The organism is Novosphingobium sp. B1 (assembly GCF_900176395.1).
In the GTDB taxonomy this organism is placed as follows: domain Bacteria; phylum Pseudomonadota; class Alphaproteobacteria; order Sphingomonadales; family Sphingomonadaceae; genus Novosphingobium.
In genome coordinates this window covers 242478-260514 of sequence record NZ_FWXL01000003.1, presented here as the reverse complement: position 1 = coordinate 260514, position 18037 = coordinate 242478, and the positions used below count along the sequence as shown (strand labels likewise).

At 63.9% G+C, this 18037-nt stretch carries 13 protein-coding genes; 6 read left to right on the top strand and 7 right to left on the bottom strand.

All coding sequences use genetic code 11. The features are described from left to right. Positions 1 to 21 precede the first annotated feature (21 nt). The 5 genes from B9A23_RS07070 to B9A23_RS07050 all read left to right on the top strand — a co-directional run bounded on the left by B9A23_RS07070 (position 22) and on the right by B9A23_RS07050 (position 9211). Positions 22 to 399: a VanZ family protein gene (locus tag B9A23_RS07070; RefSeq protein ID WP_084278154.1), complete on the top strand. Its 378-nt coding sequence runs from the start codon at positions 22 to 24 to the stop codon at positions 397 to 399. A 37-nt stretch (positions 400 to 436) separates the two neighbouring features. Continuing rightward, positions 437 to 1687: a threonine ammonia-lyase gene (locus tag B9A23_RS07065; RefSeq protein WP_084278153.1), complete on the top strand. Its 1251-nt coding sequence runs from the start codon at positions 437 to 439 to the stop codon at positions 1685 to 1687. Positions 1688 to 1903: 216 nt separating this feature from the next. After that, positions 1904 to 2770: an arginyltransferase gene (locus B9A23_RS07060; protein WP_084278152.1), complete on the top strand. Its 867-nt coding sequence runs from the start codon at positions 1904 to 1906 to the stop codon at positions 2768 to 2770. A 64-nt stretch (positions 2771 to 2834) separates the two neighbouring features. Beyond that, positions 2835 to 5003 (top strand): autotransporter assembly complex protein TamA, encoded by a 2169-nt coding sequence (locus tag B9A23_RS07055; RefSeq protein WP_254895035.1) that lies wholly within the window; start codon positions 2835 to 2837, stop codon positions 5001 to 5003. Continuing rightward, entirely contained in the window at positions 5003 to 9211 is a 4209-nt protein-coding gene (locus B9A23_RS07050) for a translocation/assembly module TamB domain-containing protein (protein WP_084278151.1), read from the top strand. Before B9A23_RS07055 ends, B9A23_RS07050 begins: the two co-directional genes overlap by 1 nt. A gap of 85 nt (positions 9212 to 9296) precedes the next feature. Here B9A23_RS07050 and B9A23_RS07045 read toward each other — a convergent pair whose 3' ends face one another. Next, positions 9297 to 10721 carry an aldehyde dehydrogenase family protein gene (locus tag B9A23_RS07045; RefSeq protein WP_084278150.1) on the bottom strand — a complete coding sequence of 475 codons (1425 nt, stop codon included), beginning with the start codon at positions 10719 to 10721 and terminating at the stop codon, positions 9297 to 9299. 133 nt (positions 10722 to 10854) lie between these two features. Continuing rightward, on the bottom strand, positions 10855 to 11001 hold the full coding sequence (locus B9A23_RS22190) for a lmo0937 family membrane protein (RefSeq protein ID WP_139797372.1): 147 nt from the start codon (positions 10999 to 11001) through the stop codon (positions 10855 to 10857). Between the two features lie 146 nt (positions 11002 to 11147). On the opposite strand from B9A23_RS22190, the gene B9A23_RS07040 reads away from it, so the two are divergent. Continuing rightward, positions 11148 to 13436: a putative bifunctional diguanylate cyclase/phosphodiesterase gene (locus B9A23_RS07040; protein ID WP_084278149.1), complete on the top strand. Its 2289-nt coding sequence runs from the start codon at positions 11148 to 11150 to the stop codon at positions 13434 to 13436. 24 nt (positions 13437 to 13460) lie between these two features. Here B9A23_RS07040 and B9A23_RS07035 read toward each other — a convergent pair whose 3' ends face one another. From B9A23_RS07035 to B9A23_RS07015, 5 genes are all read right to left on the bottom strand, one after another. Then, positions 13461 to 13946, bottom strand: a complete 486-nt coding sequence (locus B9A23_RS07035; RefSeq protein ID WP_084278339.1) for a CHAP domain-containing protein — start codon at positions 13944 to 13946, stop codon at positions 13461 to 13463. 230 nt (positions 13947 to 14176) lie between these two features. Next, positions 14177 to 15586, bottom strand: a complete 1410-nt coding sequence (glnA, locus tag B9A23_RS07030; RefSeq protein WP_084278148.1) for a type I glutamate--ammonia ligase — start codon at positions 15584 to 15586, stop codon at positions 14177 to 14179. Between the two features lie 144 nt (positions 15587 to 15730). Next, a complete protein-coding gene (locus B9A23_RS07025) occupies positions 15731 to 16069 on the bottom strand; it encodes a P-II family nitrogen regulator (protein ID WP_084278147.1) in 339 nt (112 codons plus the stop codon). Positions 16070 to 16326: 257 nt separating this feature from the next. Beyond that, positions 16327 to 17157: a type I methionyl aminopeptidase gene (gene map, locus B9A23_RS07020; RefSeq protein WP_084278338.1), complete on the bottom strand. Its 831-nt coding sequence runs from the start codon at positions 17155 to 17157 to the stop codon at positions 16327 to 16329. Positions 17158 to 17212: 55 nt separating this feature from the next. Continuing rightward, the gene (locus B9A23_RS07015; RefSeq protein WP_254895034.1) at positions 17213 to 18034 is read right to left on the bottom strand and encodes a DUF4163 domain-containing protein; all 822 of its coding nucleotides are present in this window, start codon (positions 18032 to 18034) and stop codon (positions 17213 to 17215) included. Between the last annotated feature and the right edge of the window lie 3 nt (positions 18035 to 18037).

Here is an 18037-nt window from a genome sequence, read left to right as displayed (position 1 = left end):
GGGTGCCGCATAGCGACCGCGATGACGCGCATTGCTAAAAACCTGTCGCGGCTTTCGCGGGCATTGTTCTGGCCGGCGCTGATCTTTGCGCTGGTCATGGCCGTCCTGCCCAAGCCGCCACAGCTTCCCGGCCCCGAACTTGGCGACAAGATCCAGCACATGCTGGCGTTCTTTACCCTGACGGTGCTGGCTGGCGTAGGATGGCCGCAAACACGGCTTGGCAAGGCGGCGCTCTACCTTTCGATGTTTGGGGCGGGGATCGAGGTCGTCCAGGCCATCCCGGCCCTGCATCGCGATTCGGATTGGCGCGATTGGGTGGCTGACAGCTTCGCCATTTTCATCGCGCTCGTGCCTGTGACGGTTTTTCGGCATTTTGCGCGGGCGTCGGGCGAAGCTTGAGGTTCCCATCGGCGGCGCTTTCCGTTAGGGCGCGGCCATGGAAAATACAGCGCTCAAGCCCGCAGCGCAGGCCTCGTCCCTGCTGACCCTCGCCGATGTACGCGCGGCGGCGGAGCGAATTTCCGGCCAGGTCGTGCGTACGCCGACCATGTACAGCAAGACGCTGAGCGCGATCACCGGCGCTGACATCTGGCTGAAGTTCGAAAACCAGCAGTTCACTGCCGCCTACAAGGAGCGCGGTGCGCTCAATGCGCTCTTGCAGCTCGATGATGAACAGCGCGCACGCGGCGTGATCGCGGCTTCGGCAGGCAACCACGCGCAAGGTCTTAGCTATCACGGCACGCGGCTGGGTGTGCCGGTGACGATCGTGATGCCGCGCACCACGCCGACGGTGAAGGTCATGCAGACCGAGGCGGTGGGCGGCAAGGTGGTGCTGGAAGGCGAGACCTTCGACGACGCCTATGCTCATGCGCGCAAGCTGGAAGGCGAACTGGGCCTTACGTTCGTCCATCCCTTCGACGATCCGCGCGTGGCCGCAGGGCAGGGCACCGTGGCGCTCGAGATGCTCGAGGATGCCCCCGAGATCGAGACGCTGGTGGTGCCGATCGGCGGCGGCGGGCTGCTTTCGGGCATGGGCACGGCGGCTCGCGGGATCAAGCCGGGGATCGGGTTGATCGGCGTACAGGCGCAACTGTTTCCATCGATGTATGCCAAGCTCAAGCATCTCGAACTGCCTTGTGGCGGTGACACGCTGGCTGAAGGCATCGCGGTGAAGGAGCCGGGCGCGTTCACCAGCAAGGTGCTGGCCGAGATCGTCGACGACGTGGTGCTGGTGGGTGAAGCGGCGCTCGAAAGTGCGGTGGCGCTGCTTCTGCAGATCGAGAAGACGGTGGTCGAGGGCGCGGGCGCCGCCGGCCTTGCCGCGGTGATGACCCACAAGAAGCGCTTCGCCGGACGCAAGGTGGGCGTGGTGCTGTGTGGCGGCAATATCGATACGCGCCTGCTCGCCAACGTGCTGCTGCGCGATCTGGCGCGGTCGGGGCGGCTGGGCCGTCTGCGCATCACGCTGCAGGATCGTCCGGGCGCGCTGTTCAAGGTGGTGGAGGAGTTCAACCGCCATCAGGTCAACATCCTGGAAGTCTGGCACCAGCGCATTTTCACCTCGCTGCCGGCCAAGGGCCTGACCGCCGAGATCGAGTGCGAGGCACGCGATCGCGAACAGATCGAGAAGCTTGTCGCCGGCCTGCGCGCCAAGGGCTACGATCTCGAGCAGGTCGAGCTGGGGTGACCTGCTGCGGGCGCTGATCGGCGTTAACTTTTGAACGGGCGGGTGTCCTGTATCCGGACTGGGCACAGAACCAACCGGATAAGCGCCGTTATGGCCCCGATTGCGCGGGCGATTGTGCGCAATATCGTGGTTAAGGGTCTTTTAGGAATGCTTGCTCTGTTGCATGTTTGTTGTTGGCACGCTGGATAGTCCGGCGTCAGGAGCATCAGCCTCGTCGTGACCGCGCCCGTCCGCTTCCCGCGCTTTTTCGTGACCAGCCCTTCGCCGTGCCCGTATCTTCCGGGACGGAGCGAACGGAAGGTCTTCACCGAGCTGAAGGGCCCCAATGCCGACGAACTGAACGATGCCCTTGGCCGCATCGGCTTCCGTCGCAGCCAGACCGTTGCATACCGCCCGAGCTGCATAGACTGCACCGCCTGCGTATCGGTGCGCGTGGTGGCAGATGCCTTCAAGGCCTCGGGCACGCAGAAACGAATCTGGAACCGGAACCGCGATCTGGTCGTAAATATCTGCAAACCTTGGTCAACGCCGGAACAGTTCGAGCTGTTGCAGCGTTACCTTGCCGTGCGTCACCCTGGCGGGGGGATGGCGTCCATGGACGAGATCGATTTCGCGGACATGGTCGAGCATACTCCCGTCAAGAGTTACGTCATCGAATACAGGGAGCCGACCACGGACGGCTCGCCGGGAAGACTGGTAGGGGCCTGTCTGACCGACGAGCAGGGCGATGGTCTCTCGATGATCTACAGTTTCTACGATCCACAACACGAGACGCGGTCAGGGCTTGGCACCTTCATCATCCTCGACCATATCCAACGCGCAGGGCGCGTCGGGTTGCCCTACGTCTATCTCGGCTACTGGGTCGAAGGTTCGGCGCGCATGCAATACAAGGTGCGATTCCGGCCAATGGAGAAACTGGGCCGCGATGGTTGGGAACGTTTCGAACCTGAAGAACAGGCCAATGCCATCGAACGTGCCGTTTCCCTGCACAATGCCAAGCGCGAAGACCGCGATGAGCGCGATATCAAGGGCAGTCTCAAGGACGGCGTCCACGGCGCGCAGGAGCGTTACGTCCATAGTTGACGGGCCGCGCCTGCGGCATGGTGTTGCAGGTCGCCCGCTTTCCCGAATCATTGCAGCGGTTCTGGTGGTTGCGCTCCCGGCGCAGGCGGCAGCCCAGTCGATGCAGGCCGATCAGGAGCTTGAAGACCTGATTCCCGATTCGGCGATCGGCAATGCCGATGCCTGGGCAACCGACACCGATGCTGCTCGCACTGGCGCACCGCCGGCAAACGTGCTGGACGAGATCGAGCGCGACAGCGACATGCCGGACATTCCGGGCATGACCATTGCCTGGCCCGACGGGAGCGAGATTCCCGACATCCAGCCCCTGTCGCCCGATCCTGACATCGAGATCGCCGAGCAGAGCACCGACGCAGCGGTCAAGGCGCTGCCGGGCCAGGAAGAAGCAGACACGCCTGCCAATCTCCGTCTGGCAGATGCCGATGTGGAGCGCGTTGGCAAGCAGGTGGAAGTGGCATTCCCGCGCAGCACCGAGGGCAAGACGGCCGACAAGGAGGAGATTGTCAGCCGCTTTGCCGGCCTGTCGGCGCTCAAGACGCTCGACGATGACGAGGACAACCTCGCACAGATCGTGCGGCGCGCCCGAACGGACCGCGATCTCCTGATCGAAGTCATGCGCACGTATGGCTACTACGATGCGCAGGTTTACCAATCGCTTGGCGGACTGGAAGATCGCGCCGATGGCGAAGCGCGCGGGCCGATCGATGTAGAGAAGGTGGTGGTGCGCTTCGATGTGCAGCCGGGGCCGCAGTACAAGTTCGGCAAGTTCGATTTCGGCAATCTTGCGGCCACCGGTGCCGACGAACCGGCGCTGCGCGGCGCGTTCAAGCTCAATGCCGGCGATGCGATCAATTCCGACAAGATCGTGACCGAGCGGGTGAACCTGCAGAACGCGTTGGGTGAAACCGGCTATGCCTTTGCCAAGGTCGGCGAACCCGATCTGCTGATCGATCACCAACGGCGCGAGGGTGATCTGACCGTGCCGGTGACACCGGGCGGGGTCTACAACTTTGGGCAGATCACCTCCTCGCGCGAAAAGCTGCTGTCCGCCCGCCATCTGCAGCGCATTGCGCGGTTCGATCCGGGCGACCGATACAAGCGCTCGGAAGTTGACGACCTGCGCCAGGCAATCCTTGCGACGGGGCTTGTCTCGTCGGTCACGGTCGAGGCGCGCGAAGCCGCACCGCCTGCGGGCCAGGCGCCGGGAACGGTCGACATCGACGTGGCGATCACGCAGGCGCCGCTGCGGACGATTGCCGGCCTTATCGGCTATTCGAGCGGCGAAGGTTTCCGCGTCGAGGCAAGCTGGGAGCATCGCAACTTCTTCCCGCCCGAGGGCATGCTGCGCGTGCGCGGCGTGGCGGGAACGACCGAACAGCTTGCTGGCGTGACATTCCGCCGCAACAACTTCATCACGCGTGATCTCATTCTCAACGCCGATCTCTACGCGCGCAACCAGCAGAGCAATGCGTTCCAGGCCCGCACGGCTTCCTTCATCACCTCGCTCGAGCGACAGACCACGCTCCTGTTCCAGAAGCCGTGGGTCTATTCGGCGGGGCTTGAAGCCGTGGCGACAAGCGAGCGCGATGCTGCTGCTATCCGCGCCAACCTGCCGCGCAAGACCTACTTCATCGGGGCGATCCCGCTGCGCCTTGCCTACGATGGCAGCAACAGCCTGCTCGACCCGACCACCGGTTTCCGCGTCGGCCTGCGCCTGTCGCCGGAACTCTCTGTCCAGGACGGGGCGAGATCGACTTATACCAAGGCCCAACTTGATGCGAGCTACTACCAGCCTGTCACCGACAGCGTGGTGATGGCTGGGCGCGTACGTCTGGGCACCATCGTCGGCACCGAAATCCAGAACATCGCGCCTTCACGCCGGCTCTATGCCGGGGGCGGCGGATCGGTGCGCGGCTATGGCTTCCAGCAGATCGGCCCGCGCGACACGCTGGGCGAGCCGAGCGGCGGCCGCGCGTTGACAGAGTTCTCGCTAGAGGCCCGCGTCAAGACCGGCCTGCTCGGCGGAGCGGTGAGCGTCGTCCCGTTCGTCGATGCTGGCGCTGTCGATACCTCGACGACGCCCAAGTTCGACGATCTCAAGATCGGTGTCGGTATCGGCCTGCGCTACCAGACCAACTTCGGGCCGATCCGCGTTGACCTTGGCACGCCGCTGAACCCCTCGAAGGGTGACAGCCGGATCGGGGTCTATGTATCGCTGGGGCAGGCATTCTGATGGCCGGGGACGAAGTTCTGCCCGACGCTACGCCATCGCCCGAGCCGACGACGCCACAGCGTTCGCGCGGGGGGCGCCTCGTTCGCGGCGCCGCCAAGCGCCTTGCCATTCTCGTCGTCGCCGCGGTCGGCCTGCTGCTGGCAGCTCTGTTCGTGCTCGATTCCTCGCTCGGCCACCGGCTTGTTGCAGATCGCATTGCCGCCATTACGCCGGGTTCGGGCCTGCGGATCGAGATCGGCCGGATCGATGGGTCGATCTACGGCGCGGCCAAGCTGCGCGACATCCGGGTCAGCGATCCCGAAGGCGTGTTCCTCACCGTGCCGGAAGCCGAGCTGGACTGGCGGCCGCTGGCGTGGCTCAAGACCGGGCTCGACGTCAGGCTGCTGGCGCTGCACCGGGGCGTGCTGCGCCGCGCGCCGCGTCTGCGCCCGAGTGAAGACGAAAACGCGCCGATCCTGCCCGACTTCGACATACGCGTCGACAGGCTGGTGATCGACAATCTGACGGTGTCAGAGGCCATGGCGGGCCAGAAGCGCCGCGTCGACGTGCTTGCCAAGGCCGACATTCGCGGTGGCCATGCCATCGTTGACGTTGCCGGCAAGATCGCGGGTGACCGCGTGCTGTTCCGCCTCGACAGCGAGCCTGATCGTGACAAGTTCGACCTGCGGCTGGCCTACGACGCTCCGAGGGATGGCATGCTCGCAAAGATGGCGGGTGCCGACGGCGATATTCGCGCCGATGTATTCGGGCGCGGCGGCTGGTCGCGCTGGGACGGTCTGGCCTATGCGACGATGGGGGGCAGGCGGCTGGCTGCGTTCCAGCTTGGCAACCAGTCGGGCAACTACCGGCTGGCCGGGCAGGCCTGGCCGGGCAAGCTGGTGACGGGTTTGCCGGCGCAGGCCGTGGGCGAGGCGCTTTCGGTGCTTTATGATGGCACCTTCCTGAACAATGCGCTGGACGGTCGGCTGCGGCTGGCGGGCGATGCCTTCAAGCTTGGCACGAACGGCAAGCTCGATTTCGCGCAGAACGAAGCCGATGCCTTGCAGGTCAAGCTGCGGGTGCTGCGTCCCGAACGGCTCGTTGCCACACCGCAACTGGCCGGTGTTGCCGTCGATGCCACGCTGAATGGCGCTTTCTCGGACCTTGCGATCGAACACGAAGTGCGCGTGGAGCGGCTCAAGGCTGGCACTCTCGATGCACAGGGGTTGCGCAGCGCCGGCACCGCGACCTGGGACGGCAAGACCTTCATGCTGCCACTGAATGTCACGGCGCGGCGGGTCGTGAGTGGCAATGCCCTGATCGATCCGCGCTTCCCTGGCGCGCGTATAAGCGGCAACCTGCGGTTTGCCGGCAATCAGCTTTCGTCGGATGATCTGACGCTGGCGCTCAAGGGCTTGGGCGCCCGGCTTTCGCTGCGCGGTGACATCGCGCGCGGTGGCTATGCCCTGGCCGGCCCCGTCGTTGCACGCGGCTTTGTCTTGCCCGATCTCGGCGCCATCGATGGCACCGCCAAGATCCTGTTCAAGATCGGCAATGGCGTGCCTTGGACGCTTCAGGCCAATGCTGCCGGCCGCATGACCCGGATCGACAACGGGACCTTGCAGACCCTGACGGGCGGCGGCTTGCGCTTCGCAGGTGGCATCGCCCTGGGTGAGCGCATTCCGCTGACCATCCGCAAGGGCTCGATCAATTCAGCCAAGCTGCAGATGACGCTTGATGGTCGCCTGATGCCGGGGGGCAATGCCTCGCTGACCGGGCGCGGGCGCCACACTGAATATGGGCCGTTCACGGTCGAGGCGCAGATGACCGGGGAAGGGCCGAACGCCGTGCTGGTCTTTGCCAGCCCGCTGCCTGCTGCCGGGTTGAAGGACGTGCGCGTAGCCCTTTCGCCCGAAGGCGATGGCTTCCGCATCGAGACCAAGGGAGAGTCACGCCTTGGGCCGTTCAATGGCCTGATCGGCCTGACTATGCCGCCCGGGCAGGACACGCGGGTCGATATCCGGCAGTTCCGGGTCTGGCAGACCGACATCACCGGCGGCGTCACGCTGGGCAAGGATGGCGTTGCTGGCCAGATTGCACTGGCGGGCGGCGGCCTCAATGGCACAGTGTCTCTTGCGCCGCGGGAAGGCGGGCAGGGCTTTGACGCCGATATAACGGCACGCAATGCCAGGTTCGGCGGGGCCAGCCCCTTGTCGATCGGCAATGCGCGCATCGATGCCAGCGGCCTGATCAAGGATGGGCATTCGACGATCGAAGGCAACGTGCTGGCCGAAGGCATTGGCATGGGCAAGGTCTTCATCGGCAAGCTTGCGGCATCGGCCTACCTGCAGGATGGCAGCGGCTCGGTCACGGCGTCGGTTTCGGGCCGACGGGGCACGCGCTTTGCGCTGCAGGGCACGGCGGCGTTTTCGCCCGATCAGATCGTCACCTACGTGTCGGGTGAATATGCCGGGCGCCAGGTGAGCATGCCACGGCGCGCGATCCTGACCCGCGAGGGCGAGGGCTGGCGTCTGTCACCGACGCAGATCGGTTTCGGACGCGGCATACTGATCGCCGAAGGCCATGTGCTGGGCGGGCCGACGCAGATCAAGCTGATGCTTTCGCGCATGCCGCTTTCGGTCATCGACATCGTCGTGGCCGATCTCGGGCTCGGCGGAATTGCCTCGGGCGTGGTCGAATACAGCAACGACGGGCAGGGCGCGCCTTCGGGCAACGCGGCGTTGATGGTCAAGGGACTGTCGCGTTCGGGCCTCGTGCTCACGTCCAGACCGGTCGACGTTGCTCTCGTGGCACAGCTCGATCCCGATGCGGTACAGATGCGCACGGTGATCCGCGAAGGCGGCGACGTGCGCGGGCGCCTGCAGGCACGCATCGGCGGACTGCCGCGTGGCGGCGCGTTCATGGAGCGGCTCGAGGCGGGGCAGCTTGCCGGGCAGTTGCGCTATTCGGGCCCGGCCGAAGCGCTGTGGCGCCTGTCAGGCGTCGAAATCTTCGATCTGACCGGGCCCATCGGTGTACGGGCAGACATTACCGGATCGATCAGTGCCCCAGTCCTGCGCGGCGCGATGGCATCCAAGGGCCTGCGTGTGCAGAGCACGCTGACCGGCACCGATGTGCGGCAGGTCGAGATGGCCGGGACGTTCACGGATTCCACGCTGCAACTGGCGCGGTTCAGCGGCGTCACCCCGGATGGCGGGCGCGTCAGCGGCAGCGGCAGCATCGGCCTTGCCGAACTGTCGCAGCACGGCCCGACGATCGACCTGAAACTGTCCTCGCAGAATGCCCAGCTCATCAATCGCGATGACATGGCGGCAACGGTGACCGGACCCTTGCGCATCGTCAGCAACGGCGTGGGCGGGACGATTGCCGGACGCGTGCGGATCGAGCGGGCACGCTGGGCGCTGGGCAAGGCGAGCGCTGCGCTTGAACTGCCCAACATCCCCACGCGCGAGATCAATGCACCTGCCGATGCCGCGCCAGCCCGCGTCGCGGCAGCGCCCTGGCGCTTCCTGATCGACGCTGCCGGTGCCAACCGCATCGACGTGCGCGGCCTGGGCCTAGACAGCGAGTGGGGCGCGGATATCCGCCTGCGCGGGACGACCGCAGCACCGCAGATCTTCGGCACCGCCGAACTCGTGCGCGGTGGCTACGAGTTTGCCGGCAAGCGCTTCGAGTTGACGCGTGGACGCATCCGCTTCGCGGGCGAAGTGCCGGTCGATCCGCTGCTCGATATCGTGGCCGAGGGCGATGCCAACAACATCAACGCCAAGATATCGATCACCGGTACTGGCACCAGGCCGATCATTGCCTTCTCCTCGACCCCGGCTCTGCCGGAGGAAGAACTGCTGAGCCGCATCCTGTTTGGCAGTTCGATCACCCAGATTTCGGCGCCAGAAGCGGTGCAGCTGGCGTCGGCACTGGCAAGCCTGCGCGGCGGCGGCGGGCTCGATCCGATCAACAAGCTGCGCACGGCGATCGGTCTGGATCGCCTGCGCATCGTCGGCGCCGATCCTACGGTCGGCTCGGGCACCAGCATCGCGGTGGGCAAGTACTTCGGCCGCCGCGTCTTCGTCGAACTCGTCACGGATGGTGCGGGCTACAATGCGACATCGGTGGAATTCCGCATAACCCGCTGGCTGGCGCTGCTTGGAACGATTTCCACGATTGGCGATGAAAGCCTCAACCTAAAGGTCAGCAAGGATTACTGATTGCGTCTGCGCCATTCGTCGCAGCGCATGCAAAAAAGGCCGCCCGGGTGGGCGGCCTTTTCAATATGCAGGAGCGGCTATGTGATCAGGCAGGCAGGCCGCTGATCGCCTTCATTTCCATGAAGTCCTTCAGGCCATAGAGGCCGCCTTCACGGCCGTTGCCGGATTGCTTGTAGCCGCCGAACGGCGCGCCCGGTGTCGGGCCCCAGTTGTTGATGGCGACCATGCCGGCGCGCAGGGCCGGAGCCACTTCGGCAGCCTTCTCGGGATCGCCGGTGATGCAGGCCGACAGGCCATAGGCCGTGTCATTGGCAATCTCGATGGCCTGATCGAGGCTGTCGTATGCCATGATCGTCGCGACCGGTCCGAAGATCTCCTCCTGCGCGATGCGCATGTCGGGGGTGACCCCGGAGAACACGGTAGGCTTGATGTAGTAGCCACGGTTGACGTTGGCCGGCAGGTCGGGCCCGCCGGTCTCGAGCTTTGCGCCTTCGTCGATGGCCGACTGAATAAGCCCGCGGATCTTGTCGAACTGTGCCTTGTTCACCACCGGGCCGAGATGCTGGCCTTCCTGCAGCGGATCGCCCACTGGCGTCGCCGAATACATCGCCGAAACGAAAGTGGCTGCCTCCGCCTCGCGTTCGCGCGGGACGAGGATACGGGTCGGCGAGATGCAGGACTGACCGGAGTTGACGAGCGGACCCGAAGCGGTCGAGGGCAGGTGCTTGGCAAAATCGGCATCGGGCAGGACGAGGTTGGGCGACTTGCCGCCAAGTTCCTGATGCACGCGCTTGACCGTGTCGGCTGCGGCCTTTGCCACCAGAATTCCGGCGCGGGTCGAGCCGGTGAAGCTGACCATGTCGATGCCGGGGTGAGAGCTGATCGCGGTGCCGACGCCGGGACCATCGCCCTGGACGAGGTTGAACACGCCAGGTGGCACGCCTGCTGCATCGAGGATCTCGGCAAAGATCGCCGCGTTGGTCGGGCATTCCTCGGATGGCTTGAGGATCATGGTGTTGCCGGCAGCAAGCGCCGGAGCGACCTTGAGGGCGATCTGGTTCAGCGGCCAGTTCCACGGCGTGATCATCCCGACAACGCCGATCGGCTCATAGGCAACCTTGTAGGCGCCGTTGTCTTCCATGAAGCTGAAGTTCTTGAGTGCAGCCATCGTGCCAAGGAACCCGCCAATGCCGGCACCGACTTGCGCGGTGCCTGCAAAGCTCACGGGGGCGCCCATCTCTTCAGCCATGGCAACCGCCAGATCAGGTGCGCGCTTCTTGTATTCGGCGACGATGCGATCCATCAGCGCAAGGCGTTCCTCGCGCGTGGTCTTGCTGAAGCTCTTGAACGCTCGCTGCGCTGCGGCCACGGCCTTGTCGACATCGGCCTGCGTGCCGAGCGTGATGACGCTTACCGGCTCTTCCGTTGCCGGATTGATGACTTCGTGGCGCTTGCCGCCCTCGCTGTCCACCCACTTGCCGTCGATGTAGTGTTGCAATCTTTCGCGCATGGCATCGCCTCCAGAATTCGGGTCCAGCGCGACGCCTGTGATGGCGCGCTGTCCTCTGGAGGCAAGCTAGGGAGCGCACCGCCGGTCCGCAACCGGCGATGCCTGTCAGATCACATCGCGCAAGCTGAAGCGGTCAGACCCTGCGGCCGCGGAAGAGATGCACCAGCCCGATCAGCAGCGCAATGATCAGGACGATGTGGATTACGCCCGCAGTGACCTTGAACGCAAAAACGCCCAGAGCCCACAGTACGAGAAGGATCAGTGCGATAGTCAGCAACATTGCGATTCCCCTTGTCTTTGCTTGTAATTTCAATGCCGCAAAGCTGCTCCGGTTCCGCATCTTCGATCAGGCCCTGGGCAGACGGACCGGCACCCGTAACCTGCGCTAACCAATTCTTTGCAACCTCTTGATACGCCGTGCCATTCATGGCGACGAAATCCCCCTTGCAGACGCGCCGGGCACGGCACATCGCTGGCGCGTCCAGTGCTGGCTGGATAGTCGCAGCCACATTTCTAGCGCTGGTCGCCCTCACGACTGCGCTGATCGCCGCCTTTCTCAATTCCACAAGCATGGCGGACAACCTTGCGCGCCAGGAGGAGCGGCGCCTGGTCGAACGCTTCATCGAGCGCAATCAGAACCAGCTCGTCAGCGCAAACAAGCTCCAGTTGACCTGGGACGAAGCGGTGGTGAAGCTCAATGCGCCCGATGCCGAAGCCTGGGCGCGCAATTTCCTGGCTGGGTATTTCTGGGGTTCACACCGCATCGACCGCATCTTCCATGTCCGCTTCGATGGCGAAATGGTGCGCTGCTGGCGCGAGGCTCATGTCTCGAAGGACTGCCGGTTCGATGCTCTGGCACCCACTGTCTCGCAGCTTATCCGCAAATCGCTCCATGAAGAGAGTGGCGATGCCGTCACCCTGCAACGCAAGCGGCTGGGTTCGATTTCATGGCCGGTCGATGCCAAGGGCGTCCCACTGTCGTTAGGGGCATCATCGGTGTCCGTTGTCGAAGGACGGCCGGCAATCATGGCTGCCGCAGCGGTCGTGCCGGACGTATCGCCTTCGATGCTCGCCGGTCCACCGGATTACGTCATTCTGGTGCGGTTCATCGATACGCGGGTGCTATCCGATCTGGAATCTTCGCTGATGTTCGGCGATGTGCGCTTCCAGATGCAGCCAAATGACACCGCACGTGATCGCAATGGTCTGGCGGTGCATGATTTGAACGGAGGCTCCGTCGGCTGGATAACCTGGAAGTCCAAGACGCCGGGGCCTGCCATCCTGCGACAGACGGCACCCTTGCTGGCGATCTATATCCTGTTCTTCGTCGGCGTCGTCGCTGGTGGTGCGATCATTGTGCGCAGGATGCGCCGGACGACCAGCGAACTCGTCGCCAGCGAAGCGCAGGCGCAGCACAATGCCCTGCACGACGCGATGTCGGGCCTGCCGAACCGTGCGCACTTCATGCAGCGCCTGCGCCAGCAACTGGCGGATTGCACGCGGACGCGCGGTCAGGGCGATGTCTTCGTTGCCTATGTCGACATCGACCGTTTCAAGGTGGTCAACGATACCCTGGGCCATCACGTCGGCGACGAACTCGTCAGGCAGATGGCGCTGCGACTGCGGCGCTCGTTGCCCCCGGGAGATTTCCTCTCGCGCTTCGGCGGTGACGAGTTCGTGCTGATGCGGCGGTCGTCAGGTGGTGCCTCGGCGGCCGACATGCTTGGCCGGCAGATCATGGCGGTTGCGCGCGAACCTTTCGTGATCTCCGGCAACAATCTCGACATCACGCTGTCCTGCGGGATCAGTTGGGGGCCAGAGCAGAGCGAAGACCCGGGCGAACTGCTGCGCCGTGCCGATATCGCCCTCTATCGCGCCAAGCAGCGTGGCAGGGCACGCTATCGCCGCTTTACGCGCGACATGGATGCCTCGGTCAAGCTGCGACGCGAGATGGAGATGGAGCTGCGCCGTGCGATCGCGCGCGACGAACTGGCGCTGGCATATCAGCCGATCGTGAATGCCGCATCGGGGGCAGTGGAGGGCTTCGAGGCGCTGCTGCGCTGGCCGCACCCCGAACGCGGGATGATCCGGCCGGGCCTGTTCGTTCCCGTGGCAGAGCAGGCTGGCATGATGATGCCGCTGGGCAATTGGGTTCTGCGCCGGGCGTTCGAGGAATGCCAAGAGTGGCCCGAATGCGACATCTCGGTAAACCTTTCGCCTCTGCAGATCATGGCGCGCGATTTCCTGCCATCGATCGACGGCCTGCTGCGCGAGACGAATGCCGATCCGCGCCGGTTCATCCTTGAAGTCACCGAAGGGGTGATGCTCGATCGCAGCGAACACGTCGTCGAAGTGCTCAAGGGCCTGCAGTATCGCGGCTTCCGTATCGCGCTAGACGACTTCGGGATCGGCTATTCCTCGCTCAGCTATCTGCGCTCGTTCCAGTTTGATCGCATCAAGATCGACCGTTCGTTCGTGCAGAATATCGAAGGGGATCTAGATGCCCACTCGATCCTGAGGGCCATCGTGTCGCTGGGGCATACGCTGCGGATGAAGGTCGTAGCCGAAGGTGTCGAAACACCGATGCAGCGTGCGCTGGTTCAGGCGGCGGGCTGCCAGATGATCCAGGGTCACCTGTTCTGGAAAGCGATGCCTGGCGCCGAGGCGCGGGCGTTGCTGGATGATCCTGCCGAGGCAGAGCGCAAGTCCGCCTGACATGAGGCGAACCGTGCCGGGTAATCAGCCCTGCTTGGTTTCCGAAGCGGCCGAAGCGACGGTCGTCGAATGCGGGTAGATGAAGCCGTGTGCCGGGCTGGCGCGCAGGCCGACCGACTTGGTCGGCGCGAACCACACGCGCACTTCGCTCCAGTCGCCAGCGGCTGAAACGTCGACCGCCATGACGCCCTTTTCGACCATTCCCGGACCTGACCAGTTGGCGTGATCGATCAGGATGTGGCGATCATCGACCACCTTGCGAACGACGGCGACGTGGCCGTAGGGCATTGCACGAGTGCCGCTGAAAGCCAGAACGGCGCCTGCCTTGGGCTGCTGGCCGCGGTCGTAGGTTCCGGCGGCATTGCTCCACCAGTCACGCGCGTTGCCGCTGATCTGGACGTCTGAAATCTGGCGGGCGTAGGTTACGCACTGCAGCCGGGCGTGCGCTGCCGTGGGCAAGGCGGCGAAGGCGAAAGTGGCGAGAAGGGCTGCGACCGCATTCTTTATCATGGGCAGCACCACTAAGGTTTTCGGAGGATTCGAGTAGTCCTGCGCCCCTCCGTTCATCCTGCGGCAATCACCGTTCATCTCGCTTCGTCGCAAAGTCAGTCGGTGCTGTGGATAAAATCACGATCTCGTGCGTTACCCGCTGCAGGCGGTGTGTCGGATTCCTCCTGGCAAACCAAAAGGGCGCCCGGTTTCCCGGACGCCCCTTTTGGGCTTCTCGCTGATCGCGTGGATCAGAGCGAGTAGTACATGTCGAATTCGACAGCCGACGGCGTGGTTTCCCAGCGCATCACTTCCGGCCACTTCAGTTCGATGTAGGCATCGATCTGGTCCTTGGTGAACACACCACCCTGGAGCAGGAAGTCGTAGTCGGCTTCGAGGCTTTCGAGCGCTTCACGCAGCGAACCGCAGACGGTCGGAACCTGGGCGAGTTCTGCCGGCGGCAGGTCGTACAGGTTCTTGTCCATGGCTTCGCCCGGGTGGATCTTGTTCTTGATCCCGTCGAGGCCGGCCATCAGCAGCGCGGCATAGCACAGGTAGGGGTTTGCCATCGCGTCGGGGAAGCGGAACTCGACGCGCTTCGCCTTGGCGCCAGCGCCATAGGGGATGCGGCACGAGGCCGAACGGTTGCGGGCCGAGTAGGCGAGCAGCACGGGAGCTTCATAGCCCGGCACCAGGCGCTTGTAGCTGTTGGTGGTCGGGTTGGTGAAGGCGTTCAGCGCCTTGGCGTGCTTGATCACGCCGCCGATGAAGTACAGGCACATTTCCGACAGGCCAGCATAGCCGTTGCCGGCGAACAGCGGCTTGCCACCATCCCAGATCGAGATGTGGGTGTGCATGCCCGAACCGTTGTCGGTCTTGATCGGCTTCGGCATGAACGTGGCGGTCTTGCCATAGGCCTGGGCGACCTGCTGCACGACGTACTTGTAGACCTGCATGCGGTCAGCCGTCTGCACCAGGGTGCCGAAGGTCAGGCCGAGCTCGTGCTGGGCCGAGGCCACTTCGTGGTGGTGCTTGTCGCAGGGCAGGCCCATCTCGATCATGGTGCGGACCATTTCGCCACGGATGTCGACGCAGCTGTCGACCGGAGCGACCGGGAAGTAGCCGCCCTTGGCGCGCGGACGGTGACCAAGGTTGCCGCCTTCGTAGTCCTTGGCCGAGTTGGTCGGCAGCTCGATGTCGTCGATCTTGAAGCCGTTGCCGTCGTAGCCGTCATAGAACTTGACGTCGTCGAACAGGAAGAACTCGGCTTCCGGACCGACATAGACCGTGTCGCCGAAACCGGCCGACTTGACGAAGGCTTCTGCGCGCTTGGCGGTCGAACGCGGGTCGCGGGCGTAGAGTTCGCCGGTCGAAGGTTCGACGATGTCGCAGCAGATGATCAGCATCGGCGAGGCCGAGAACGGATCGATGTAGACCGAGTCGAGGTCGGGCTTGAGGATCATGTCCGACTCGTTGATGGCCTTCCAGCCTTCGATCGACGAGCCGTCGAACATCAGGCCGTCTTCCAGCTCGTCTTCGCCGAGAACGGTCGAGACCATGGTCAGGTGCTGCCACTTGCCCTTCGGGTCAGTGAAGCGCAGGTCGACCCATTCGATTTCCTCGTCCTTGATGCGGGCGAGGATGTCCTTTGCAGTTGCCATCGCTGGTCCTTCTTCTTCATTCCCCCGGTGGAGAGGTGCGGGGGTATCTGGGGTGGTCGTCTGGAGGCTTGCCCGTCCACAGGCCCACCCCCGCTAAGCTGCCGGCCCCTGAGAGCACGGCATCAAATCAATCGCTTCGGAAGCTCAGATCGCGTCGTCGTTGCGCTCGCCCGTGCGGATGCGCAGCGCGCTTTCGACCGGGATGACGAAGATCTTGCCATCGCCGATGCGGCCGGTCTGTGCGGCGGCGGCAATGGCTTCGACAACGCGGTCAGCCAGAGCGTCGGCCACGACGACCTCAAGCTTCACCTTGGGCAGGAAGTCGACGACGTATTCCGCGCCGCGATAAAGCTCGGTGTGGCCCTTCTGCCGGCCAAAGCCCTTGGCTTCGGTAACGGTGATGCCCGACACGCCGATTTCGTGCAGCGCTTCCTTCACTTCATCGAGCTTGAAGGGCTTGATGATCGCTTCGACCTTTTTCACGTCGTTCAGACCCCTGCAACGCGGGCCGGAGCGCCAATGGCGGACGGACCGGCTTTAAATGTTCCCGTGCGTGTTACCGATCCTACAAGAATCGTGCCACGCGCTGTCACAAAGCCCTAGGCCATCGCGCTGCATCGCGAAAGCGGGAAAATCGGGGGTCCGGCAAGATTTGAATCGAATGCGCAGATGATCCATGCGCAAGATTGCGCGGCCTTGTTCAAATCATGCACAAATTTTGCGCAAGCGCTGCCTGTTTTTTAGGCAGCGTACGGCGGCTTATGCAGTCCCTTCGGGCTGGCGGTGAAGATTTCGCAGCCGTCTTCGGTAATACCGATCGAATGTTCGAACTGCGCCGAAAGCGACCGGTCGCGCGTTACAGCCGTCCAGCCGTCCTCAAGGATCTTCACGCCCGGCTTGCCGAGGTTGATCATCGGTTCGATAGTGAAGAACATGCCGGGCCGCAGTTCAGGTCCGGTGCCAGCGCGGGCGGCGTGGACCACTTCGGGCGCATCGTGGAAAAGGCGGCCAAGACCATGGCCGCAGAATTCACGCACGACGCCGTAGCGCTGCTTTTCGGCATGGGCCTGGATCGCAGCGCCAATGTCACCGAGGCGCGCGCCGGGCTTTGCCTGCTCGATGCCGATCATCAGACATTCGTAGGTAACATCGACCAGCCGCTTGGCCTTCAACGGCACATCGCCGACCAGATACATCCGGCTGGTATCGCCATGCCAGCCATCAAGCAGCGGCGTCACGTCGATGTTGACGATGTCGCCATCCTTGAGCGTCTTTTCGGACGGAATGCCATGACACACCACGTGGTTGATCGAGATGCAGCAGGAATGCGTGTAGCCGCGATAACCCAGCGTTGCCGGCACAGCACCGCCGTCGAGCGTCATCTGACGCACCACGTCATCGAGGTCATCGGTCCGCGCACCGGGGACGACTAGCGGCGCCAGCGCGTCCAGGATCTCGGCAGCAAGGCGCCCGGCCTTGCGCATGCCTTCGAACGCCGCAGGGCCATGGAGCTTGATGGTGCCATCGCGCAGTTGCACGTCGTGGTCTTCAACGGTCATGTATTCGGTCATTCCGACCATGTAGCGACCCGGCGCGGGAATTGCGAGGTTTTCGCAACCCTACGTTTCATCGTACGACGAAGGATGGTTTGAACTCAGGCCGCACCACGTCTAGCACCTGCTGCGTCACTGGCACCGTCACTTCGTAGGAGCCTTCGGCATAGGGGCCAGCAGCGTAAGGGCCGATCAGCACGCCGATGCGGTCGAAGGCCTTTCCGTTGCTCGATCCGAGGATGACAGTCTGCTCTGTCGGGTCGATGCATTGGCTGAATTCAGGAATGTCGCCCATGTCCGGGCCAGAGCGCTTTTTCGCGCGCTGGCGATCGAGTTCGCGGCAGAAGTCCTTGCGGATGGCCCCGCGGAGCGCTGCTTTTGACGCGAACAGGTCCACCGGCGCACGGCGCTGACCGGCGATGCGGTCCCACAGGATCGTGTCGTAGCCGTAATTGGGATGCGCGCCGCCACTGTAGTAGCCGATCAGCGTGGAGAGGCTGAGCCAGGCCGGGATGTCGGTGACGACCTTCCATTCCACGCTGTGCGTGTAGGGATGATAGGGAAAGCCGTTATCCTTGGCAGCCTGCTGCCCCTCCAGGGCTTCGGCTTTCAACTTGCCCTGCGCATTGTCGAGGTCCTTGTCGAGCAGGGCCTTCAACGCAGGGATGGTGCCGGCGCTTGCGGGATAGGAATAGTCGAATTCGTAGAGGTCGTTCTTCTCGTGAACCTCGCGTGCGGTGACGGGCGTCTGTGCCGGCGGGGCGGGCGGCTGGGCCGAAGCTTCGGCGCTCGACCTTGGCGCAGGGTCGCTGGCCTTGTTGCTCTCACCCGAACAGGCAGCCACCATGACAAGCGGCATGAGCACTAGCGAGGTCGGCATTGGGGTACGCATCATGCA